Below are 23,333 nucleotides of genomic sequence, written 5' to 3' on the forward strand. Positions count from 1 at the left end.
TAAAGTAAATAAACTGTTTATTTAGTGAGCGGATTAAGCGTTGCGGTAAGGTTTCCGGCCCGTGCGATATCGGTTCAGCGGTTACTGACTGGGGGGTTGTCTATGTTGGCGCGTTTTTTTGTTATCCGACCGGTTTTTTCCGCCGTGCTGGCCATTTCAATTATGGCGGCAGGGACGCTTGCGCTGTTTCTGCTACCCATTGAGCAGTATCCCGATATCGCGCCGCCGGGAGTGAATATTACGGCGAATTACCCAGGCGCATCAGCCAGGACCGTTGAAGACAGCATCACTCAGGTGCTGGAGCAACAGATTAAAGGGATTGATGGGCTGCTCTATTTCTCGTCAACCAGCAGTTCCGCCGGCCAGTCCCGAATCAGCCTCAGCTTTAATCAGGGGGTGAACCCCGACATGGCGCAGGTTCAGGTACAAAACGCGGTTAATCAGGCGATAACCCGTTTACCGCCGGAAGTGCAGCAACAAGGTATAACGGTGACGAAATCGCAAGGGGATAGCCTGATGGTGGTCGCGCTTTATGATGAGACCCGACAACTCAGCAGTCTGGATATCAGTGATTTCCTTATTAGCACATTGCAGGACCCGCTCAGTCGGGTTGATGGCGTAGGAGAAACCACTATTTTTGGCGCACAGTATGCGATGCGCATCTGGCTGGATCCTTACAAACTCACTAGTTTTAGTCTGATGCCGTCTGATATCCGGGCTGCTATTGAAGCTCAGAACGCACAGGTCACCGGGGGGGAGGTGGGGTCACTGCCTGCAGTCGAGGGGCAATATCTCAATGCGACCGTGATGGCGCAGTCGCGGCTTGAAACCGTCAAACAATTTGAAAATATCGTTGTGCGTATTAATCCTGATGGGTCTGTCATCTATTTACGTGATGTTGCCCGCATAGAGTTGGGAGCCGAAAATTATCAGAATCAGACGACCCTGAATGGCTATCCGGCCGCCGGAATTTCCATTCAGCTGGCATCAGGGGCGAATGCGCTGGCAACGGCTGAAAATGTTCGTGCGGAAGTTGAACGTCTCAGTACGCTGTTTCCGCAAGGGGTGATCAGTGCTTATCCGCGTGACAGCACGCCGTTCGTGACGGTTTCCATCGAAGGCGTCGTGTGGACATTAATTGAAGCGATCTTCCTGGTCATCGTAGTGATGTATCTGTTTTTGCAAAACTGGCGCGCCACGTTGATTCCTGCGATCACGGTACCGGTCGTCCTGCTCGGTACGTTCGGTATTTTAAGTGTCCTCGGTTACAACCTGAATACCCTGACGCTGTTTGCCATGATACTGGCGATCGGCCTGTTAGTGGATGACGCTATTGTGGTGGTCGAAAATGTTGAGCGAGTGATGGCCGAAGAAAATATGACGCCCACGGAAGCGACATTGCATTCAATGAGGGAAATCACCAGTGCGCTGATTGGTATCGCGCTGGTGCTGGCGGCCGTTTTCATTCCGATGGCGTTTTTTGGCGGTTCTGTGGGTATTATTTATCGACAGTTCACCGTGACCATCGCAGCTGCCATGACACTCTCCGCGCTGGTGGCGTTGACACTGACACCAACCCTCTGCGCCCATTTGCTGAAAAAAGAGCACCCGAAGAAAGGGGCCTTTTTTATCTGTTTTAACCAGGGGATGGAAAAGAGCCAGCAGGGCTATTTAGCCACGCTGCGACGGATAGTTTCACGGCCCCTGCGTTCATGCATTATTGCGACGTTACTGGTGCTGTTTATGGTGTGGGAATATCAACGCTTACCGACCGGTTTTCTTCCTGATGAGGATCAGGGCGCGGTGATGATTCAGTTTACTCTCCCTACCGGATCGCCACTCTCCATGACGCAGCGTGTGGGTGACGCCATTACCGATTACTTTCTGACGCAAGAGAAAGATAACCTCAACGTTATCTTTATGGTAACAGGGCGCAATAATGCGGGGAGCGGTCAAAATGTCGGAATGGCTTTTGCGGAATTAACGCACTGGGACCGTCGACGCGGGGAACAGAATAGTGCCAGTGCGATCATTTCCCGCGCGAATCACTATTTCAAAACGGTGCCTCTGGCAGCGATCAATGCGATGTCCCCACCGACTGTCCGGGGGCTTGGGCAGTCCAGCGGATTTGAATTGTGGCTTCAGGATCAATCTGCTATCGGATATGAGGCACTCCTGCAGGCGCAGCAGGCGCTTTTACGCCAGGCGGGCGGTAGTGAATATCTCACTGCAGTCAGAATCAACAGTCTTGAAGAAAAGGCGCAGTTACAAGTCAATATTGATCCACTGAAAGCCGGTTCTCAGGGCGTTGTTCACGCCGATATTAATGAAACGCTTTCTGCAGCGCTGGGGGGCGTTTACATCAATGATTTCATCGATCGCGGACGCGTCAAAAAGGTGTACATGCAGGGGGATGCCGAGTGGCGTGCGACGCCTGAGAATCTTGCCTCCTGGTTTGTGAAAGGATCGAGTGGCAATATGGCCTCAATCGCGAGCTTCACGTCATTCAAATGGACGACGGGTCCACAGATGTTGCAGCGTTTTAATGGTTTGCCTGCCGTTCAATTTCAGGGCAATGCCGCAGCAGGCACCAGTTCTGGCCATGCGCTGGATCTGATGGAAGAGATGATAGCGGAAATGCCTGGTTTAGGTTTGCAGTGGAGCGGCTTGTCGTTTCAAGAAAAAGCATCATCCGTTCAGACGCTGTGGATTTACATGGCGTCTCTCATCTTTATTTTTCTCTGCCTTGCTGCATTGTATGAAAACTGGTCAATTCCACTGGCGGTCATGTTGATCATTCCACTGGGCATTTTGGGCGCGGTGACGGCTTCAATGCTCGTCGGATTCAACAATGATATTTATTTCCAGGTTGGCGTATTGACCACGATGGGATTGTCGGCAAAAAACGCGATTTTGATTGTCGAGTTTGCGCAGTCGCGTATCGCCGAAGGTCTGGAGATTACGCAAGCGGCGTATGAGGCAGCAAGGTTACGTTTGCGACCCATTATCATGACTTCACTGGCATTTGTGGCAGGTGTTATCCCTCTGGTACTCTCTACCGGAGCGGGGGCGGTCAGTCGAATAGAGATCGGTACCGCCGTCATTGGAGGGATGCTTACCGGTACCGTTTTAACGCTGCTTTTTGTGCCGCTGTTTTTCATCCTTATTCGACAAGGACTACGGTATCTGAAAACGTAAGGTTGCATCGACAAATCATTAAGGACCGTTTTAATGGCAAATCAACGTGGGCGTCCGATGAAAGCACGCCCCCGAATTTTACAGGCCGCTTGTGATCTTTTTCTGGATCAGGGGCTTGATGTGTCGTTAGACACCATCGCCGCGACTGCCGGAACGTCCCGGCCCACACTGTATAGCCATTTCCCCGGCGGGAAAGATTCGCTGCTTGTTGAAGCGTTTTCGTTTCTCAATGCGAGGATGCAACCTTCGCTTCGTCAGATGATGGCGGATAACGCGGACGATTTACCGGCATTACTGCTCGGCTTCGCGAAAGTGGTGCAAGAACACTTTTATGCCCCTGCACATATCCATTTCCAGCGTTTGTTGATTCAGGTTCTGGTGCAGAAACCAGAGCTTTACGCCACGCTTAAGCAGCGACCAACAGGGCGAGTTTTACAGGCGCTGGCAGAGATACTGACGCAATATCAGGCGCAGGAGAGAGTACAGCTTGATAATCCGCAACTTCAGGCGACCGCTTTTCTCGGTGCGATCATGGGATATCCCTTCCCGGGGGCATTAATTGATCAGCAACCGTTGGATCGCGATGTGCTGGAGTCGCTTGCACACTCAGCGGTGACGTCTTTTCTGATTGCCTGGCGCTATCAATAAAAAAGGGCTCAGTGAATGAGCCCTCTCTCGTAACGAATGCAGACTCATCAATTCAGACGAACAGGCATCCCTGAACGGTTCTGAACCGCTTGCTCTACGACGTTCTGGTCCACATCGGCCTGATTGGTGATGTTCTGAATGCTCTTCGACAAGGTAATCGGTACGATTTCACCGCCTTCAAACTGCGCTTCAGTGGTTGACAGTGGGTTGTGAACTTCAATGTAACGGCTGCCGTCTGGCTCGGTGGTGGCTTTTACCGGCTCATCGATAAACTGTACGCGCGTGCCGACAGGTACATTATGGAACAGGAATTTGATGTCTTCGTTACGCAGACGCACGCAGCCGTGGCTCACGCGCAGGCCGATACCGAAGTTCGCGTTGGTGCCATGAATGGCATACAGACGCCCAATGTACAGGGCGTACAGACCCATCGGGTTATCCGGACCCGCTGGAACAACGGCAGGCAGCGGTTCACCTGCGGCACGATATTCAGCGTGCATTTTCGCGGTTGGCGTCCAGGTCGGACCGGCTTTCTTACGTTCTACTTTGGTGGTCCAGTTAATCGGCGTGTCTTTACCTAACTGACCGATACCGATTGGCAGGACGATCACCGTATTAGTGCCTTTCGGGTAGTAGTACAGACGCATTTCCGCACTGTTAATCACGATGCCTTCATGCACCGTGTCCGGCAGAATCAACTGCTGCGGAATGTTCAGCACGGTGCCGCCTTTCGGCAGGAAGGTATCCACGCCCGGGTTAGCTTCCAGCATGTTGGAAAGTCCCATCTGGTATTCAGCAGCAAAATATTCCAGCGGCTGCGTGTTACCTTCCGGGATGGTGATAACCTGATTCTGACCAATGACGCGACTACCATCCGTTGGCAGAGGATAGGTGACAGCGGATGCGGTACTGCAAAAGCCGACTACCGCGAGTGCTGCCGCGAAAAACGTTGTTAATTTCATATTCATGTTATGCGAGATTCATTGCCTGGCAGGCTGTTGGGTTGAGAATTCTGTAGTGTTGGGAGCACATTATATGTGCATTCCTGTTAACAGGGAATTCAGATGTGTACGAAATCACATTTTTTTCCTGTCACCCCAGTGTAGTCGTTTGCGACGGGGCGCGATCTTATTTAAGACTTGTGGCATAATGCGCGGTTTGTCACATATTCTTTAGGATACGTCCGTGTTAGTTTCCAGCAACGTCACCATGCAGTTCGGCAGTAAGCCGCTGTTCGAAAACATTTCCGTCAAATTTGGCGGCGGCAACCGTTACGGCCTGATTGGCGCCAACGGTAGCGGTAAATCCACCTTTATGAAAATTCTCGGCGGCGACCTTGAGCCGACGCTGGGTAACGTTTCTCTCGATCCCAACGAGCGTATCGGTAAGCTGCGCCAGGATCAGTTCGCTTTTGAAGAGTTCACGGTGCTTGATACGGTCATCATGGGCCACGGTGAGCTGTGGGAAGTGAAGCAGGAGCGCGATCGCATCTACGCCTTGCCGGAGATGAGCGAAGAAGATGGCTACAAGGTGGCCGATCTGGAAGTGAAATACGGCGAGATGGACGGTTACTCTGCAGAAGCGCGCGCTGGTGAACTGCTACTTGGCGTCGGTATTCCGGTGGAGCAACACTACGGCCCGATGAGCGAAGTCGCGCCTGGCTGGAAGCTGCGTGTACTGCTGGCGCAGGCGCTGTTTTCCAATCCGGATATTCTGCTGCTCGACGAACCGACCAACAACCTGGACATCGATACCATCCGCTGGCTGGAGCAGGTGCTGAATGAACGTGACAGCACCATGATCATCATTTCGCACGACCGTCACTTCCTGAACATGGTGTGCACGCATATGGCGGACCTCGACTACGGTGAACTGCGTATTTACCCGGGGAATTACGACGAATACATGACCGCCGCGACGCAGGCGCGCGAACGTCTGCTGGCGGATAACGCCAAGAAAAAAGCGCAGATTGCCGACCTGCAATCCTTCGTCAGCCGTTTTAGCGCCAACGCCTCTAAATCTCGTCAGGCGACGTCTCGGGCTCGTCAGATTGATAAAATCAAACTCGATGAAGTGAAGGCATCCAGCCGTCAGAACCCGTTCATCCGCTTCGAGCAGGACAAGAAACTGTTCCGTAACGCGCTGGAAGTGGAAGCGCTCAGCAAAGGTTTTGACAACGGTCCGCTGTTTAAAGGCGTGAACCTGCTGCTGGAAGTCGGTGAAAAGCTGGCGGTACTGGGGACCAACGGCGTGGGTAAATCGACGCTGCTGAAAACGCTGGTGGGCGATCTGGATGCCGACAGCGGTACCGTGAAATGGTCTGAGAACGCGCGCATTGGCTATTACGCGCAGGATCACGAATATGAATTCGAAAACGATCTGACGGTCTTCGACTGGATGAGTCAGTGGAAGCAGGAAGGCGATGACGAACAGGCGGTGCGCAGCATCCTCGGTCGTCTGCTGTTCAGCCAGGACGACATCAAAAAGCCCGCGAAGGTTCTGTCGGGTGGTGAAAAGGGTCGGATGCTGTTCGGTAAATTGATGATGCAGAAGCCAAACATTCTGGTCATGGACGAACCGACTAACCACCTCGATATGGAATCCATCGAATCGCTGAACATGGCGCTGGAGATGTATCAGGGAACCCTGATCTTCGTTTCTCACGACCGTGAGTTTGTGAGCTCGCTGGCGACTCGCGTGCTGGAAATCACCCCAGAGCGCGTGGTGGACTTCAGCGGTAACTACGAAGATTATCTGCGTAGCAAAGGTATTGAGAATTAAAACAATTGCCCGGTGGCGCAACGCTTACCGGGCCTACGACTCAGACCGTAGGCCGGGTAAGGCGACGCCGCCACCCGGCAATAACGCACTACAACACCCACTCACTCCCTTCGACACCATTCACCAACAGCGTGCGTCTTTCTCCTGCCGGTAACGACACCTTCAGCGCTTTCCACGCTGGACGATAATCCCCTCGCGCGTTCACCTTCAGGTTAATGGTTGAGCTGTCGCATTGCATTTCCCACTCTACCCACAGCGCATTGCCGTGTTGATATCCCCATGACTCGCCGTCATCTTCAAACAGCAAACCAGAGGTCGTTCCGACACCTTTGACCGGGTATAGCATCAGTTCACGGGTATCGTCTTTTTCGGCATTCACATGGGTAATGCGTTCGCTGAGCGGCAGACCCGCCCCGGCACGTACCAGCAGCGGCAGTTTTTCCAGCGGCACATCGCGGGTGATCCACTGGCCGCCAGAGAACCACTGGTGAGTGTAAAAATCGTACCAGCCGGTTTCGTTATCTGGCAACCAGACACGACGCTCGCGCTGAGCGGCCTCCACCACGCTTGCGACCAGTATGTCGCGACCCAACAGGAAGTCATCGCATTCTTCAAAGGTTTGCGCGTCATGCTCATGGTCGAGGAACGTCGGACGTAACATCGGTTCGTCGTCGGCATGGGCTTGCCAGAGCAGGGTGTAGAGATAGGGCAGCAGCCGATAGCGTAACGCGATCGCGCTGCGAATGGCTGGCGTCACGCCCGGATACATCCAGGGTTCATTCACCGTATGGTCGTCATTCCACGAGTGAATGGTAAAGCGTGGATGCATGACGCCATTCTGTACCCATCGTACGAACAGTTCGGCGTCGGGTTTATCGCCTGAGAATCCGCCGACATCATGGCCGACGTTGAACAGCCCGGACAGGCTCATTCCCAGCCCCATACGGGTGTTATAACGCAGAGTATCCCAACTGGTTCGGTTATCTCCGCTCCAGGTCTGAACATAGCGTTGCATCCCTGCGCAGCCGGAGCGGGAAATCAGATACGGACGCTTTTCCGGTGCAAAACGCTGTTGCGCTTCCAGCGAGGCGCGCATCATCAGCAACGGCATCACCGGGCGAATGTGTTTGATGGCAATTTCCTTGCCAAAGCCGTTACAGCGCGCTTCCCCATCCCACACTTCGAACTCGTTGTTATCGTTCCAGGTGGAATCTATCCCCATCTCCAGCAGTTGCGTCGTCACACCGTTCTGCCACCACTGAATGGTCTGCGGGTTGGTAAAGTCGAGGTTCGATCCTTCATCATCCCAGAAGCTGGAGCGTTCCGGTACATCGTTTTCGGAATCGCGAATGAATAATCCTTTTTCCGCCACCTCGTTATAGCGAGGGTGATCCTGCAACAGACAGGGCTTGATGTTGGCAGCAAGCTTCAGTCCGGCATCGTGGAATGCCTGACTCATCACTTTGGGTTGTGGCACTTTGTCGTAATTCCAGTTGAAGACATAGCGCTTACCGTTAATCGAGGTGTATCCCGACGAGAGCTGGAAAGAATCGCACGGGATCGCGTGTTCTGCACACAGACGAATAAAATTCATGAGCTGGTTTTGCGCATCCGGCGCGTCGGTGTAGTGCATTGTGGAACCGCTGTAGCCGAGGCTCCATTTTGGACCGAACAGGGTTTTCCCGGTCAGGCGTACGAAGGCTTTGGTGACGTCCAGCGCCCGTTTGCCGGTAAACATGTAGTAATCAATATCGCCTGCTTCCGCCTGCCAGCGGCGATAGGTGGTGTGATAGTTGTCGATCTCGTTGCCCAGATCCAGCCAGCAACTGCTGAGGTTGTCATAAAAAAGACCGTAGCTGACGTCATCGCGGCGGGTGAGGGTGAAGGGAATATGCTTGTACAGCGGATCGGTGCTGACGGCGTTATAGCCCATGGCGTCGAGGTTACGCATCTCATAGCGCTTACCGTTACGCTGCAGATCGCCCGCTTTCTCGCCCAGGCCGTAGAAACGTTCATCCTTACGGCGGCTCAGGTAATGCGCGACACCATCGCCGTGGGCGTTGATCAGATAGGCACTGGTGGCGCGATCGTTCACCAGCGATTGCCAAACGCCGGCGTCATTACGATACTCCCACTCCAGCCACAGTGGTTGATGGACGGTGACGCGCAGTTGGTGAGTCGACACCGTCACACCATCGTCCTGCTGCGAAAGCGTCCAGGCCGGACAGCTAAAACCGCTGATGTCGTCGCGGTGCCGACCTTCCCACGGTACGTCTTTTTCAGGCGCGATGCTCCAGGTTCGGTCCAGCGCCAGCTCACCTTTCCGTTTGATCAGCACGCGAAAAAGATTCTCTTCCAGCACGTATAGACACAGGCGGTGTTGTTTATCCACCACCAGTTCAAGGTGAGTGGCCGATTGTTTATCAAGAGTCCAGTTTTTCAGGGTTTTCATATGTAATACATCCACTATCAGGCGCGCTTGGCGCGACGTTCAGCAATAAATGCCACCAGGAAAACAGCGCCAATCAGGTCAAAGAAACCCATGGCAATGAAGAGTGGGTTAAAGCCGATTTTGTCAGCCGTAACACCAATCAAAAGGGAGAAAAGGAAGCTGGCGATCCACGCCGCTGAACCACGCATGCCGTTGACGGTGGCCATCTGGCCTTTATCAAACGACTCGACAACGAGCGCACTCAGCATGCAGGAGATGATCTGATGCCCGAAGCCGCCGATGGAGATCAGCACAATGGTGATATAGGGATCGCGGGTAATGGCGACGATCCCCAATGAGATCATCAGAAATGCGCCGGTCACAGAGCTTGCCACCACCGAGTTGACGCGGGAGCAACCGAACAGGCGGGTATATAAACGCGTCAGATAGCCGCTCGCCACGCTGCCGATGTCAGCCGCCAGGAACGGAAGCCAGGCAAACATCGCGATCTGCTTCAGATCCATACCGTGTTCTTTGGCGAGATACAGCGGCACCCAGAAGCTCAGTACGGCCCAGGCTGGCTCCGCCATAAAGGCCGGGATGGCGATACCATAAAATCGTTTGTTTTTTGAGACGGTTTTTAATGCTGTCAGGAAAGGCAGCTTAACTGCTGGCGGTTCGTTATCCTGCTTAATAAAGGCCAGTTCATCTTGACTCAGATTCGGGTGTTGTTCCGGGTTGTGATAGAACGCCCACCACAGAGTCACCCACAGCAGCGCCAGCACGCCGGTAAACATAAATGCGCCCTGCCAGCCAAATGAGGCGTGCGCGAAGTAGATGATGGGGGGCGCGAGCATTGCGCCAATCGAAAAGCCGACGCCAGCCCAGCCGGCAGCGACTGGACGTTCTGATTTAGGGAACCATTCGCCGATAGTTTTGGCGTTGGCCGGGGTTGCGGCGGCTTCTGAGGCACCCATAAAAAAGCGCAGGATCGCAAGGTGCAACCAGCTTCCGGCACCGGCATGAAAAATACACATCAGCGCCCAGATGCCGGCGCAAACCATGAAGCCAATTTTCAAACCAATCACGTCGATCAGCCATCCGCATAACGGCTGGAAAATGGTGTAGGCGAGCTGAAATGCGCCGACAATCCACGAATATTGCTCGGTAGTGATGCCCAGGCTTTCTTTCAGTTCCGGTGCCAGAATGCCTAATGAATTTCGGGTGATGTAGTTAACGGTGACGCCGAGTAAAAAAAGTACCAGCACATACCAGCGCAGATTTTTTATAACGCGACGGGGTTTGCTTGCCGCAGCAGTGTTGTTGATGTCCTGACTCATTTTCAGTCTCCACAAGACGGACGGTAGGGGAATGTTTCGTATGCCACAGGGTTTTATCGCTTTAGTTTTTATTGCGTTAAGCGATTAAGTTGCTATACAACTAGTATGGAAGTTGTATGACAAATTTACCTTAAGGGAGAAACGGAGCCGTCAGTAGCAGAATTTGTGCAAGCTTTCTCATACAGAAAGTCCGTTTTCTGACAACATTCATTCGAAGCCTGTCATTGCTTCGATTTTTGGCCGTGAAAATTTTTTCATCAGGCAAGTGGAGCCAGATCACAAAATGGATAAAAGATTGAAAATCAGGGAAATTGCCGCCCGGACGCAGCTCTCGATCAGCACCGTTTCGCGCGTGCTGGCGGGAAAGTCCAACACCAGCGACAACGCGCGGCGTATCGTGCTGGAATGCGCGCGTGAACTGGGGGTGATGGAGGGAATGGCGGCAGGTCGTCTGCTACTCAATAGCCTGATGATCTTTGCGCCACAGCGGGCATTTGATGAGCGGTCCGACATCTTTTATTACCGTGTGATCCAGAGTGTGAACAAAGGGCTGGCCTCGCACGAAGTCCGATTGCGCTACTGCGCCCTTGAGGAACATGACAGTGATGCGCAAGTGTTTCTGGCGCGAATGAACGAACCGGATACGCAAGCCGCTATTTTGCTGGGGATAGACGATCCGCATATCCATGATTTAGCCGTTGATGTAGGAAAACCGTGCCTGTTGATTAACTGTCGCGACCGGTTAATGCGTCTTCCTGTGGTGGCGCCCGATCATCGGTCGATTGGTGAGCGAGCAGCGGGTTATCTGTTTGAAATGGGGCATCGCGAGGTGATGAATGTTCTCTGCCTGCGCCGATACACAATGGAGCTGCGGTTAGCAGGGATCCGCGATGCGTGGCGGTCGCATAACCTGAAGTTCAGTGACAAACGCGACCTGCTGGTGGCATCCAGCTTCAGTGCCAGAGAGACAGAGCATCTGGTCAGTGAATGGATCAGTCAGAGAAAGGGGGAGGATTTACCCACTGCGTTTTTAGTCGGGGGGGATTTCATGGCGGCGGGAGTCATCAGCGCACTGCAAAAACAGGCGCTACGCGTACCGCAGGACATCTCGGTGATGAGTATTGATGGTTTCAATCTGGCGTCGATTCAGGATGTCCCCTTAACGGCGGTTCATGTTCCCCGGGATGAGTTGGGGACAGAGGCGGTGTATATGCTCCAACAGCGTCTGGTACGCCCGGAGGCACCAGTCAGTTCGTTATTACTTAATGGCACGCTTGCGGTACGGGAGTCGGTCCGGCGGATACGTCAGGGGAAACGACGCACCGCCGTTGAACAGGAAGGTCTGTATGACCGTTAACGCATTCCCAGCGCGCGCTTGCCGTGGATATTTAAATCCGCCAGCGTGAAGCGGCCTTCCCAGTTTGTTTCGTAATCCTCACGCGGGAAATCGCCCGGCGATGCGCCTTTCTCCAGCGCGGCCTTCACGCTGTGCGCATAGGCCAGATTCTTCTCACACAGAGGCGCGGCGGGTATGTACATCACATTTCCCCAGCCCTGCTGATTGTCGACCGGCGCTACGGAGTGAATCACATCGCAATGCCACCAGACGGAGTCGCCGGCTTCCAGTGGCGGAATGCTGGTAAGCGCCTCAATCAACACGGGATGCCATTGTTCGGATATTGGCAGTACCCGCCCTGGTGCCACGCCACACAGTTCATCTTCCGGAACATCATCCAGCAGAGGACGTAACAGCACATAGGCCATGGCTTCCGGAATGGGGACGACATGCAGTAACCCCTGACCGGGCAACATATCCGACAGCGCGGTCCAGCCCTGGAAGGTGCGGAACACTGAGCATTTGGTGGTGTTGTCCACCGTATACTCTTCCACTTCAGTGCGATGGGCGGCATGCCACGGATCGTATTCCGTAAGCTTGCCATTAAACACATTCGCAAAGACGCGCTGATAGGCCGGCAGCAGCCAGCGTTCCAGCGCGCCGGAATCGGTGTGCGCGCCCAGCCCTTTTGACGTGGTTCCCGGTGGACGGCGGCGGATCCTGTCTGGGTAGATCACGCTGACGTCCGGGTTAAACCACTGCTTGCCCTCGCTTTCAAAGGTCCACAGACGGTTGAGGAACGACTGTACGTTCGCCATTTCTTCACTCTGTCGGGCCTGCATTTGCGCCTGCGACCAGTAGATCGGATAGATTTCCGGGCGCGAAGCGGTGAGGGTGCCAAAGAAGTTATCGCCTGGGCCTTTGTACACCTCGTCAAAGTGGTTGTTGTCCAGATAGTCCAGCATCGACTGATCCCAGGCCAGCGCCTGCTCACGCGGGAAGTGACCTTTGATGACCGCACAGCCGCGACGTTTGATCTGTTCGCGCTGCTGCGCCGTGACGGTGCCGGCGTTGATATCGGCATACGACAGCTCAGGCCAAACCGGGGCGCCCTGGGCTTTAAGCGCATTGATTTCCGCCACGCGGGTGGCAATGGTATCGCTAATCTGGCTGAAGATCTGTTGGACGTCGCCGAGCTGCGCCCGCAGTTCCTGCTTCATCTGACGGATCGCCGCTTTATGATCGACCGGTAATGTGTCACTCGTGAAGGTAAAAGCCATAATCACCTCGCATAACTTTCATTCGAAACTAATATAACTTACAGGTGATAATATAAGTTATAAAAAAGTTAATGCAAGTTTAAAGTTTTGAGTTGATGAACAGGAGGGAAAGAAAATGAAACCGGAACAGGGTGCCCCGGTTATTGCAGTCACATGTTGAAGGGGGCGGTGTTATCCAGCACGGACTGAATCACGTTCAGTGCGCCCTGATGATTGTTGTCATCCGTCTGATAGCGGGAGAGTGCCTTGATGCTGTCGGTGGCATTCGCCATGGCGAAAGAGTAGTGCGCCATTTTCAGCATTTCTGCATCATTGCCGCTGTCGCCAATGGCGACCACTTCCTTCGGTGAGAGGTTCCAGCGTTTTAGTAACCGGCTGATGCCATTGGCTTTATGGAGTCCGGGAATGATCAGGTCGATAAAGCCGAAACCGCTGGTTACGGGTTTCATAATGCCGTCCAGCGCCGTGTGCAGGTGGTCGATAACCAACGGGATCTGCTGGTCTGGCAGATTCAGCGAGAACTTAAACAGCACGTCGCTGATGTCATGGTAGTCCTTCACCGGCTTCAGGCGGTGGTAGTGCTTCGACATCAGCGCGACAAAGGGTTCCGGCGCGTTTTCACTGACGTAAGCGCTTTGCAGACCGCAGGCCACAAAGTTGAGTTGTTTATCTTTAAGCAATTCGCTCATCACAACCTGAGATTCGTGGCGCGTGAGTTCGCCATGAAAAAGCTGTTTGCCATGCTCAAACACCAGCGCGCCGTTTTCGGCAACGAAGGAGATCTCGTCTTTGAGTTCGGGGAAGAAAGAGATGAGCTGAAAATACTGATTGCCGCTGGCGACGACGAATTCAATGTTGCGTTTTTTTAGCTCGTGGTACTGCGCCATAAATCGTGCGTGATCGTACTTTTTGGCGTCATTGAGAAAAGTTCCGTCCATATCGGTGACGATAACTTTAACGGTCATACAAAGCTCCTGGCTCAAAACTGCGACCAGAAACATTTTAATAACAATGTGACCTAAAGCACAAATTTAATTTCGAATGAAAGTCAGAAAGCCGGGTGGCGGCTTCGCCTTACCCGGCCTACGGGGGAGACAATGTAGGCCCGGTAAGCGTAGCGCCACCGGGCGTTTTTTTACAGCATATGTTCGGTACGGGCGATGATATCGTCCTGCGCGTCCGGTGAAAGCGCGGTGAAGAAGGCGGAATAACCGGCCACACGGACCACCAGATCACGGTACTGATCCGGGTGTTTTTTCGCCTCCAGCAGGGTTTCGCGCGACACGATGTTGTACTGAATGTGCCAGCCTTTGTGCTCTTCAAAGAAGGTGCGCAGCAGGATCATCAGTTTCTGCTTGTCGGATTCATTTTCCAGCGTCGCCGGGTTCAACTTCTGGTTCAACAACACGCCGCCCAGAATCGAACCGGTAGGCAGTTTGCCGACTGAGCCAATCACCGCCGTTGGACCCAGATGGTCGGTGCCGGACGCCGGGCTTGCCCCTTCAGCCAGCGGGGTATGCGCTTTACGGCCATCTGGTGTCGCCATGGTTGCTGCGCCAAACGGCACGTTTGCCGAGATAGACGAGGTGCCCGCGTAGTAATTACCGCCGACCGGGCCGCGTCCGTAACGCGGGTTATGGTACTGTTTCAGTTCATCAATATAGGTCTGGTACGCGCGAGCCAGCAGGGTGTCGACCGTGTCATCATCGTTGCCATACTTCGGCGCACCGTTGATTAAACGCTGACGCAACTGCTCGTGGGTCAGACCCTCAAAATCATCGGCCAATGCCGCCGCCAGCTGTTGCTGACCGATGGCCCCCTGTTCAAAGACCAGTTTTTTCACTGCGGCCAGGCTGTTGCCGAGGTTGGCGATACCGACCTGCAAACCGGATACCCAGTCATACTTCGCCCCACCTTGCTTAATGCTCTTCGCCCGCTCGATGCAGTCGTCGACCAGTGCCGAGCAGAGAATATCGTGCACGTTCTCTTCCAGCATGGTGTCGACCACATATTCAATCTCAATCGATTTGCGCGTGTAGTAGCGGATCTGGGTATCCCATGCCGCCATTACCTCGTCGAAATTGTCGAAGTTACCGGCGGAAAGCGCTTTTTCCTGCGGCAGGAAGACTTTTCCACTGGTGGCGTCACGACCGCCTTCCAGCGCGGCCAGCATTACGCGGGCAAAGTTGATAAAGCTCATGCCGGTGCAACGGTAGCCCCACTTGCCGCCGACGGCGGTTTCGATACAGCCAATCGCCGCGTAATCGTAGGCGTCCTGCGGCTCAATACCGAGTTTGATGAATTCCGGGATCACAATTTCGTCGTTGTTAAATGCTGGCATGCCAAAGCCACAGCGGATCACCTGTACGCAGGCATCAAGGAAGTCGTTGCTCATCCCGGCGTGATAACGCACGCTGAGGTTAGGCTGAGTGGAGCGCAGACGACCGCAGGATTCAAGGATCGCGTAAGAAAGCGGATTGACCGCATCCATCGGCTGACCGTTGACCAGGTTTTGTCCGCCAATGGTGACGTTCTGATACAACGGGCTGCCTGCGGAAGCTTTAGAGTGCGAGCCGGAGCGGATTTTGTTCACTTCCAGCAGTTTCAGCCAGCAGCTGTGCAGCAGCTCAATGGCGTGTTCGCGGTCCAGCGACTGATTCAGCTCCACGTCACGGCGGTAGTACGGATAAAGATACTGATCCATGCGCCCGAACGACACCGAGTGACCATTGGACTCAATTTGCAGAATCAACTGGATGAAGTAGCACAGTTGCAGCGCCTGCCAGAACGTCTGCGGTGGCTGGTGGGCAATCAGATCGCAGTTTTCCGCTATCGCCAGCAGCTCGTTACGACGGCTGATACGCGTCTCTTCACTTGCCATTTTACGTGCCAGTTCGGCAAAGCGGGCGATGTGGTCACTGACGGCAACCAGCACGATATCAATGGCTTTCAGGAACTGCTCGCCATGCAGATCCTCGAGAACGGTCAGGTTAATACGAGAACGGCGCTCCGCGACTTTTTCCCGCAGGCCGTCAATGCCTTTTTCCAGCAGCAGCGGGAAGTTCACCGCCAGGTGTGCGTCACCGGAGGTCATGTTGCCTTCAGCTTTGATAATGCCGGTTTCCAGCAACCCTTTTTGCTCATCGGTAAACATGCCGTAGCAGCGGTCCTGAACGGTCTGACCGCGCCACCACGGGCACACGGCATGCAGTACGCGCTTGTTCTCTTCACTGACCGCAAAGCCTGCCCCTGGTCTGTCCGCCAGATCGTCGATCTCTTTTTCAATCCACGAGACGGTGTATTCCGGGAAGATCGGCGCGGCGCGGACTTCACTTGCCTGGTTACCGATGATCAGCTCGTCGTGTTTGATCCAGATGGTTCGTTGTGCCAGATGATGTGCCAGCGCCAGCGCGCGGCGTACCGGAATCGGCTTGTCCAGGTGCTGCTGGTACATTTCAGTGTAATGCTGCGCGCGTTCGGTACAGACCGGTGGTTTGACGATGTGCACCAGCGCGGTTTTGTGCGCTTTGATGCGGTCACTGAGCGTATCCAGTTTCAGTTGGGTCATGGGATTATCCTCGTAAAGTCGCGGTCAAACCTTTCGTGCAGGCGTACTGCTGCGCAAAGGCGAGCAGATCGGGTGCATCCAGCGGCTTATCCGGCGCGTGGTAGGGTTGGCTGAGTAAGTGATATTTGTTGATGCCCAGCGTGTGGTAGGGCAAAAAGTGGATCTCGCTGACGTGCAGTTCGTCGGCGGCAAAATCGGTAATCGCTTTAATGGCCTCTTCATCAGCGTTAAACCCCTGAATCAGCGGAACGCGGATGATCATTTTTTTCCCGGCGGCGGCGAGTTTTTTCAGGTTCTCCAGTACGCGTGACGCGCTGCCATCCGTCCATTGCTTAAACGGCGCGTCGGCGACGTGTTTCAAATCCGCCAGGAACAGATCGATCCAGGGCAGTGAAGGTTCTATGTATTTCCACGGCACATGCAGACAGGTTTCAACCGCGGTATGAATGCCCGCCTCGTGGCTGGCTTTAAACAGCGACGCGGCCAGCTCCGGCTGCATAAACGGTTCGCCGCCGGACAGCGTAATGCCGCCGCCGCTGCGGTTATAAAAAGGTTTATCGCGCAGAACGGTGGCCATTATCTCATCTACGCTTTTGACGTCGCCGCAAACGGTCAGCGCCTGAGTGGGGCAACAATCGGTCAGGCGGGTAAGATGCGCGTCAGTGAGTTTTTCGCGATGGATAAGGAGGCCATTCAGCGCGCGTTCGATGACGCCTGGGGCCGCCTGGACGCAAAGCTCGCAGCCTTCGAGGCACAGACGTGCATCAAACAGCAGATCCTGCGTGCGCGCCCGGCTTTCCGGATTCTGACACCAGCGACAGCCCAGAGAGCATCCTTTAAGGAACACCACGGTGCGGATACCGGGGCCATCGTGTGTGGAATAGCGCTGAATATTAAAAATCATAAACGGCCTCACATGTTTCGTATAAAGATTAAATAACTTTCGAATGAAAGTTATGTTGACGTACGTCAACTAACAGAAAGGTTTTGCCGTGGTATCTTTCATTTATGCTAACGAGTCGTTGAGGAATGATTATGGAACTCTATCTGGATACGTCCGACGTTGACGCGGTGAAAGCGTTGGCGCGAATTTTCCCGCTGGCGGGCGTGACCACTAACCCCAGCATTGTGGCTGCGGGTAAAAAAACGCTGGACGTTTTACTGCCACAGTTACATGAAGCAATGGGGGGACAGGGGCGGCTGTTTGCCCAGGTGATGGCGACAACGGCGGAAGGAATGGTGATTGATGCGCGCAAACTGCGTGGGATCATTCCTGACATCGTGGTGAAAGTGCCGGTCACGGCGGAAGGGCTGGCGGCGATCAAACTGCTGAAAGAGGAAGGCATCCCGACGCTGGGAACGGCGGTGTACGGTGCGGCGCAGGGGCTGCTGTCGGCGCTGGCGGGGGCGGAGTATGTTGCGCCTTACGTGAACCGCGTAGACGCGCAGGGCGGCGACGGCATTCAGACCGTCACTGATTTGCAGAAGTTACTGAAGATGCATGCGCCGCATGCCAAAGTGCTGGCCGCCAGCTTCAAGACTCCGCGTCAGGCGCTGGATTGTCTGCTGGCGGGGTGTGAATCCATCACCTTACCGCTGGACGTTGCCGGGCAGTTGATTAGCTCTCCGGCTGTGGAGGCGGCGGTGGCGAAGTTTGAACACGACTGGCAGAGTGCCTTTGGGCGAACCTCTATCTGATCGGTTCCAGGCCGGATAAGGCAATGCCGCCATCCGGTCTGGAAACCTGGTTAAGCTGATGCTGTTCCGCACACCTCGCAGCCCGGATTACGCATCAGCTTCATTTCACGAAACTGGCAGGTCATGGCATCGTACATGACGATTTTCCCTGATGCAGGCTGACCATACTGCGCCAGCAGCTTTATCGCCTCCATTGCCTGGAGCGATCCAATCACCCCAATCAGCGGTGCCATCACTCCGGCCTCCACGCAGGTCAACGCATTGTCACCAAACAGACGGCTCAGACAGCGATAGCAGGGCTCGCCTTCTTGGTAGGTAAAGACGGTTACCTGGCCTTCCATGCGGATCGCCGCACCAGAAATCAACGGGACTTTTGCCGCATAACAACCCGCATTGAGCTGGTTACGAATCGCGACGTTATCGGTGCAGTCCAGCACCAGATCGTGTTCGGCGATGCGTGCCCGAAGGGCGGTCTCGTCCAGCAGAGCATTAATCGGGGTGATAGCCACGTGCGGATTAATACGGTTTAGCGCGGCATGCGCCGACTCCACTTTCGGCTGGTCGAGGGTTGCATCGCTGTGCAGCGTCTGGCGCTGGAGATTCGACAGCGATACGGTGTCGAAATCGAGCAGCGTCAGGTGGCCAACGCCGGCGCTCGCCAGATACTGCGAGGACGCACAGCCCAACCCTCCGAGGCCCACAACCAGTACCCTGGCTTCCTTCAGCGCTTCCTGTCCGTCAAAGTCAAAGCCGCGCAGAATGATTTGCCGGTTGTAGCGCAGCATCTCCTGATCGCTGAGTTCTGCCATCACAGGCCTCCGAACAGCGCATTGAAGGGCTCGACTTCCACCCATTCACCGGCCTCGACGTTACCGCGATCGCGCTCCAGCACAATGAAGCAGTTGCCCTGACTGAAGGAACTGAAAACATGTGAACCCTGATGCCCCGTGCTGCTGACTTCCAGTTCGCCGTCGGCGGTGCGCTGTAGTACACCACGCTGGAAATCAAGGCGTCCCGGCGTTTTCTTCAGTCGTGAGGCGGTGCGTACGCGCTGGCGCGCTGGCAACCCGCTGGCCGTATTGCCGCTCAGTTTCGCCAGCAGAGGTTGAACCAACTGGTAGAAGGTGAGCGCCGCTGACACCGGATTACCCGGCAGCCCGCAGAACCAGCTGTTGCTCAGTTTGCCGAAGGCGAACGGTTTGCCCGGCTTGATTGCCAGTTTCCAGAAGGCGATTTCGCCCAGCTCTTCAAGAATGGTTTTGGTGTAATCCGCTTCACCGACGGACACGCCGCCAGAGCTAATCACCACATCCGCCTGACTGTCAGCTTCGATGAACGCCGTGCGCAGGGCATGCGGATCGTCGCGGATGATGCCTAAATTGATCACGTCGCAACCCAACTGTTGCAGCATCAGGTGTACGGTCAGGCGGTTGGTATCATAAATCTGACCTTCGCCGAGCGGTTGACCGGGCAGTTGCAGTTCATCGCCCGTCGAGAACAGCGCGACGCGCACTTTACGCACAACCTGGACGTCGGCAATGCCGAGCGATGCCAGTACCGGCAGTTCGCCCGTGGTCAGACGCGTGCCGGCAGGGAAAACCACCGCATTGTGGGTGATATCTTCGCCGCGATGGCGGATATTTTGCCCGGCGCGGACGTCGGCGGTAAAACGTACGCCATTGTCAGTCTGTTCCGTCTGTTCTTGCATCACCACCGCGTCACATCCCGGCGGTACCGGCGCACCGGTCATAATGCGAATGCAGCTCCCCGCAGGCCATTCTCCCTGGAACGGCTGACCGGCGAATGCTTTACCGGCGACCGGCAGCGGGTGTCCGCTGGCGAGATCGGCCAGTCGTACCGCGTAACCGTCCATCGCCGAGTTATCGAAACCCGGTACGTCCAACGGCGAAACCACGTCGGTCGCCAGAATACGGCCAAAGCACTGCACCAGCGGCAGCGTCTCGACGGCGGTGAGCGGGGTAACACGCGACAACATTTCGGTAAGCGCCGTTTCCAGCGGCATCAGTCCGGCGGTAAATTCCATGAAAACACTCCTGCGGGGCAAAATCGAATCCGTCTATTATGTCAGAAAATGCGAGGGGACTGTATGCCACCTCGGACTTAGGAAGGATGTGAATGCTTTACATGCTAATCGCATCTTTCTATAGTCAAAAATCGAATCAATAACTCTACAGAATTCTGATATTTGTAGAAGACGGGCGACAAACATGGGCAAAGCAGTCATTGCAATTCACGGCGGCGCAGGGGCGATTACCCGCGCGCAGATGAGCCAGGAGCAGGAATTACGCTATATCCAGGCGCTTTCCGACATTGTCGACGTCGGGCAAAAGATGCTGGAAGCGGGAGAAAGCGCGCTGGATGTGGTCACTGAAGCCGTGCGACTGCTTGAAGAGTGTCCGCTGTTTAATGCCGGGATTGGCGCGGTGTATACCCGTGACGAGACTCATGAACTGGATGCCTGCGTCATGGATGGCAATACCCTGAAAGCCGGAGCGGTGGCGGGTGTCAGCCATCTGCGTAACCCGATCCTCGCCGCCAGACTGGTGATGGAGCGCAGCCCGCATGTCATGATGATCGGCGCGGGCGCTGAAAAATTTGCGGCCGGGGAGGGGATGGCGCTGGTGTCCGCGGATCTCTTTTCAACGCCTGAACGTTATGAACAACTGCTGGCTGCGCGCTCAAGCGGGGAAACCGTGCTGGATCACAGCGGCGCACCGCTCGATGAAGGCAAAAAAATGGGCACCGTGGGCGCGGTCGCACTGGATGTACATGGCAATCTGGCGGCGGCGACGTCAACCGGTGGCATGACCAACAAATTACCGGGCCGCGTCGGCGACAGCCCGCTTGTTGGCGCGGGTTGTTATGCCAATAATGCCAGTGTGGCGGTCTCCTGCACCGGCACCGGCGAAGTGTTTATCCGCGCGCTGGCGGCATACGATATTGCCGCGTTGATGGATTACGGCGGCCTGAGCTTATCGGAGGCCTGCGAACGAGTCGTGATGGAGAAGTTACCGGCGCTGGGCGGGAGCGGCGGGCTGATCGCCATCGATCATGAGGGGAATGTGGCCTTGCCGTTTAATTGCGAAGGAATGTATCGCGCCTGGGGCTATGCCGGGGATACACCAACGACCGGGATTTACCGGGAAAAAGGGGACACCGTTGCCACACAGTGATGCGCTTGACGCCAGCGACGTGCTGGCCGTCAGCAATCTGAATATCGCTTTTCAACAGGACCAGCAGCGCACTGAGGCGGTGCGGGACCTGTCATTTCGTCTCAAGCGTGGCGAGACGCTGGCGATTGTCGGTGAATCCGGTTCAGGCAAATCGGTCACCGCGCTGTCGCTGATGCGACTGATTGAACAGTCTGGCGGCGAGGTGCAGTGTGAGCAGATGCTGCTGCGTCGTCGGAACCGCGAGGTGATTGAGCTGGGCGAACAGAGTACGTCGCAACTTCAGCGGGTCCGGGGCGCCGATATCGCCATGATCTTTCAGGAGCCGATGACGTCGCTCAATCCGGTGTTTACCGTGGGCGAGCAGATAGCCGAGTCCATTCGCCTGCATCAGGGGGCGGGGCGTGAAGAGGCGATGGCGGAGGCTAAGCGGATGCTCGATCAGGTTCGCATTCCGGAGGCGAAAGCGATCCTATCTCGCTATCCCCATCAGCTTTCCGGCGGCATGCGCCAGCGTGTGATGATTGCGATGGCGCTCTCGTGTCGCCCGGCGGTGCTGATTGCCGATGAACCGACAACCGCGCTGGACGTCACGATTCAGGCGCAAATCCTGCAGCTGATTAAAGTTCTGCAACAAGAGATGTCGATGGGGGTGATTTTCATCACTCACGATATGGGCGTGGTCGCGGATGTCGCCGATCGTGTGCTGGTGATGTATCAGGGTGAAGGGGTAGAGACCGGCACTGTGGAACAGATCTTCCGCTCGCCGCAGCATCCTTACACGCAGTCATTATTAGCGGCGGTGCCGCAACTTGGGGCAATGAAAGGCCTCCCTTATCCGCGCCGCTTCCCGTTGATCTCTCTGAGCGAGCCAGAAAAGCGTGAGCGGCCTGTCGATCAAAATACGGTGGTCGAGGGAGAGCCCATTTTGCAGGTACGCAATCTGGTCACTCGTTTCCCGTTACGTAGCGGTATCCTTAATCGGGTGACTCGCGAAGTGCATGCGGTGGAAAATGTCAGCTTTGATCTCTGGCCTGGCGAGACGCTGTCGCTGGTCGGTGAGTCGGGCTGCGGCAAATCCACCACCGGACGCGCGCTACTGCGCCTGGTGGAATCGCAGTCCGGCGAGATTATTTTCAACGGTCAGCGAATCGATACGTTGTCCGACAGTCAATTGCAGCCATTGCGCCGCGATATTCAGTTTATTTTTCAGGATCCGTACGCCTCGCTCGACCCACGACAAACCGTGGGGTATTCCATCATGGAGCCGCTGCGCGTCCACGGGTTGTTGCAGGGTAAGGCGGCGGCCGATCGCGTGGCGTGGCTGCTGGAGCGTGTCGGGTTGAAACCTGAACATGCGTGGCGTTACCCGCATGAGTTTTCTGGCGGACAGCGCCAGCGGATCTGTATTGCCCGCGCGCTGGCGCTCAATCCAAAAGTGATTATTGCCGATGAGTCGGTCTCCGCGCTGGATGTGTCGATTCGCGGGCAAATTATCAACCTGCTGCTCGACTTGCAGCGGGAGCTGGGGATTGCCTGGCTGTTCATCTCGCATGATATGGCCGTCGTTGAACGGATCAGCCACCGCGTTGCGGTGATGCACATGGGGCAGATTGTTGAGATCGGCCCACGCGCCGCGCTGTTTGAAGATCCTCAGCATCCGTATACCCGTAAGCTCATGGCGGCGGTTCCGGTTGCCGATCCCGGACATCACCGGCCGCAGCGGGTGCTGCTGTCGGACGATCTGCCCAGCAACATTTACCGGCGCGGCGAAGCGCCAGCACCTGTTTCATTGCAGTTAGTCGGGCCCGGGCATTATGTCGCGCGTCCACAACAAGAAAATGCGCTATTGCGTTTATAAC

Annotated in this window: 16 protein-coding genes; 7 read left to right on the forward strand and 9 right to left on the reverse strand. The window is 55.2% G+C overall.

The window, feature by feature from the left end; genetic code table 11:
• Nucleotides 1-102 precede the first annotated feature (102 nt).
• Both AL479_RS17290 and AL479_RS17295 read left to right on the forward strand, forming a co-directional pair.
• Entirely contained in the window at nt 103-3,198 is a 3,096-nt protein-coding gene (locus tag AL479_RS17290; protein WP_061076951.1) for a multidrug efflux RND transporter permease subunit, read from the forward strand.
• A gap of 33 nt (nt 3,199-3,231) precedes the next feature.
• A complete protein-coding gene (locus AL479_RS17295; RefSeq protein WP_061076952.1) occupies nt 3,232-3,846 on the forward strand; it encodes a TetR/AcrR family transcriptional regulator in 615 nt (204 codons plus the stop codon).
• A 47-nt stretch (nt 3,847-3,893) separates the two neighbouring features.
• Here the strand turns inward: AL479_RS17295 and ldtB are convergent, their stop codons facing one another.
• A complete protein-coding gene (ldtB, locus tag AL479_RS17300; RefSeq protein WP_061076953.1) occupies nt 3,894-4,814 on the reverse strand; it encodes a L,D-transpeptidase in 921 nt (306 codons plus the stop codon).
• 217 nt (nt 4,815-5,031) lie between these two features.
• On the opposite strand from ldtB, the gene AL479_RS17305 reads away from it, so the two are divergent.
• A complete protein-coding gene (locus AL479_RS17305) occupies nt 5,032-6,627 on the forward strand; it encodes an ABC-F family ATPase (RefSeq protein WP_061076954.1) in 1,596 nt (531 codons plus the stop codon).
• An 88-nt stretch (nt 6,628-6,715) separates the two neighbouring features.
• Here AL479_RS17305 and AL479_RS17315 read toward each other — a convergent pair whose 3' ends face one another.
• Both AL479_RS17315 and AL479_RS17320 read right to left on the reverse strand, forming a co-directional pair.
• Nucleotides 6,716-9,079 (reverse strand): TIM-barrel domain-containing protein, encoded by a 2,364-nt coding sequence (locus AL479_RS17315; RefSeq protein WP_061076955.1) that lies wholly within the window; start codon nt 9,077-9,079, stop codon nt 6,716-6,718.
• Between the two features lie 17 nt (nt 9,080-9,096).
• The gene (locus AL479_RS17320; protein ID WP_061076956.1) at nt 9,097-10,398 is read right to left on the reverse strand and encodes an MFS transporter; all 1,302 of its coding nucleotides are present in this window, start codon (nt 10,396-10,398) and stop codon (nt 9,097-9,099) included.
• A 283-nt stretch (nt 10,399-10,681) separates the two neighbouring features.
• Between AL479_RS17320 and AL479_RS17325 the strand changes: the two genes are divergently transcribed.
• The gene (locus tag AL479_RS17325) at nt 10,682-11,755 is read left to right on the forward strand and encodes a LacI family DNA-binding transcriptional regulator (protein WP_061076957.1); all 1,074 of its coding nucleotides are present in this window, start codon (nt 10,682-10,684) and stop codon (nt 11,753-11,755) included.
• Here the strand turns inward: AL479_RS17325 and AL479_RS17330 are convergent.
• The 4 genes from AL479_RS17330 to AL479_RS17345 all read right to left on the reverse strand — a co-directional run bounded on the left by AL479_RS17330 (nt 11,752) and on the right by AL479_RS17345 (nt 17,486).
• Nucleotides 11,752-13,014, reverse strand: a complete 1,263-nt coding sequence (locus AL479_RS17330; protein WP_061076958.1) for a DUF1479 domain-containing protein — start codon at nt 13,012-13,014, stop codon at nt 11,752-11,754. The two genes, AL479_RS17325 and AL479_RS17330, sit on opposite strands and share 4 nt — an antisense overlap.
• A 149-nt stretch (nt 13,015-13,163) precedes the next feature.
• Nucleotides 13,164-13,979: a Cof-type HAD-IIB family hydrolase gene (locus tag AL479_RS17335; RefSeq protein WP_061076959.1), complete on the reverse strand. Its 816-nt coding sequence runs from the start codon at nt 13,977-13,979 to the stop codon at nt 13,164-13,166.
• Nucleotides 13,980-14,149: 170 nt separating this feature from the next.
• A complete protein-coding gene (locus AL479_RS17340; protein ID WP_061076960.1) occupies nt 14,150-16,582 on the reverse strand; it encodes a glycyl radical protein in 2,433 nt (810 codons plus the stop codon).
• A gap of 4 nt (nt 16,583-16,586) precedes the next feature.
• Nucleotides 16,587-17,486 (reverse strand): glycyl-radical enzyme activating protein, encoded by a 900-nt coding sequence (locus tag AL479_RS17345; protein ID WP_061076961.1) that lies wholly within the window; start codon nt 17,484-17,486, stop codon nt 16,587-16,589.
• A gap of 131 nt (nt 17,487-17,617) precedes the next feature.
• Between AL479_RS17345 and fsa the strand changes: the two genes are divergently transcribed.
• Nucleotides 17,618-18,280, forward strand: coding sequence for a fructose-6-phosphate aldolase (gene fsa, locus AL479_RS17350; RefSeq protein ID WP_061076962.1), 663 nt, complete (start codon nt 17,618-17,620; stop codon nt 18,278-18,280).
• Nucleotides 18,281-18,330: 50 nt separating this feature from the next.
• Here the strand turns inward: fsa and moeB are convergent, their stop codons facing one another.
• Together moeB and moeA are read right to left on the reverse strand one after the other, a co-directional pair.
• Nucleotides 18,331-19,089, reverse strand: a complete 759-nt coding sequence (moeB, locus tag AL479_RS17355; protein WP_061076963.1) for a molybdopterin-synthase adenylyltransferase MoeB — start codon at nt 19,087-19,089, stop codon at nt 18,331-18,333.
• The gene (gene moeA / locus AL479_RS17360) at nt 19,089-20,324 is read right to left on the reverse strand and encodes a molybdopterin molybdotransferase MoeA (protein ID WP_061076964.1); all 1,236 of its coding nucleotides are present in this window, start codon (nt 20,322-20,324) and stop codon (nt 19,089-19,091) included. The genes moeB and moeA overlap by 1 nt, the downstream gene beginning before the upstream one ends.
• 184 nt (nt 20,325-20,508) lie before the next feature.
• Between moeA and iaaA the strand changes: the two genes are divergently transcribed.
• Nucleotides 20,509-21,474 carry a beta-aspartyl-peptidase gene (gene iaaA / locus AL479_RS17365; protein ID WP_061076965.1) on the forward strand — a complete coding sequence of 322 codons (966 nt, stop codon included), beginning with the start codon at nt 20,509-20,511 and terminating at the stop codon, nt 21,472-21,474.
• Entirely contained in the window at nt 21,461-23,332 is a 1,872-nt protein-coding gene (gene gsiA / locus AL479_RS17370; RefSeq protein WP_061076966.1) for a glutathione ABC transporter ATP-binding protein GsiA, read from the forward strand. The genes iaaA and gsiA overlap by 14 nt, the downstream gene beginning before the upstream one ends.
• Nucleotide 23,333 lies beyond the last annotated feature (1 nt).

The organism is Citrobacter amalonaticus (assembly GCF_001559075.2).
GTDB classification, from domain to species: domain Bacteria; phylum Pseudomonadota; class Gammaproteobacteria; order Enterobacterales; family Enterobacteriaceae; genus Citrobacter_A; species Citrobacter_A amalonaticus_F.

What these genes read in the sequence shown, in the direction of transcription:
- AL479_RS17290 (WP_061076951.1), top strand. Translation starts at nt 103, where the DNA reads ATGTTGGCGCGTTTTTTTGTTATCCGACCGGTTTTTTCCGCCGTGCTG.
- AL479_RS17295 (WP_061076952.1), top strand. Translation starts at nt 3,232, where the DNA reads ATGGCAAATCAACGTGGGCGTCCGATGAAAGCACGCCCCCGAATTTTA.
- ldtB (WP_061076953.1), bottom strand. Translation starts at nt 4,814, where the DNA reads ATGAATATGAAATTAACAACGTTTTTCGCGGCAGCACTCGCGGTAGTC.
- AL479_RS17315 (WP_061076955.1), bottom strand. Translation starts at nt 9,079, where the DNA reads ATGAAAACCCTGAAAAACTGGACTCTTGATAAACAATCGGCCACTCAC.
- AL479_RS17320 (WP_061076956.1), bottom strand. Translation starts at nt 10,398, where the DNA reads ATGAGTCAGGACATCAACAACACTGCTGCGGCAAGCAAACCCCGTCGC.
- AL479_RS17325 (WP_061076957.1), top strand. Translation starts at nt 10,682, where the DNA reads ATGGATAAAAGATTGAAAATCAGGGAAATTGCCGCCCGGACGCAGCTC.
- AL479_RS17330 (WP_061076958.1), bottom strand. Translation starts at nt 13,014, where the DNA reads ATGGCTTTTACCTTCACGAGTGACACATTACCGGTCGATCATAAAGCG.
- AL479_RS17335 (WP_061076959.1), bottom strand. Translation starts at nt 13,979, where the DNA reads ATGACCGTTAAAGTTATCGTCACCGATATGGACGGAACTTTTCTCAAT.
- AL479_RS17340 (WP_061076960.1), bottom strand. Translation starts at nt 16,582, where the DNA reads ATGACCCAACTGAAACTGGATACGCTCAGTGACCGCATCAAAGCGCAC.
- AL479_RS17345 (WP_061076961.1), bottom strand. Translation starts at nt 17,486, where the DNA reads ATGATTTTTAATATTCAGCGCTATTCCACACACGATGGCCCCGGTATC.
- fsa (WP_061076962.1), top strand. Translation starts at nt 17,618, where the DNA reads ATGGAACTCTATCTGGATACGTCCGACGTTGACGCGGTGAAAGCGTTG.
- moeB (WP_061076963.1), bottom strand. Translation starts at nt 19,089, where the DNA reads ATGGCAGAACTCAGCGATCAGGAGATGCTGCGCTACAACCGGCAAATC.
- moeA (WP_061076964.1), bottom strand. Translation starts at nt 20,324, where the DNA reads ATGGAATTTACCGCCGGACTGATGCCGCTGGAAACGGCGCTTACCGAA.
- iaaA (WP_061076965.1), top strand. Translation starts at nt 20,509, where the DNA reads ATGGGCAAAGCAGTCATTGCAATTCACGGCGGCGCAGGGGCGATTACC.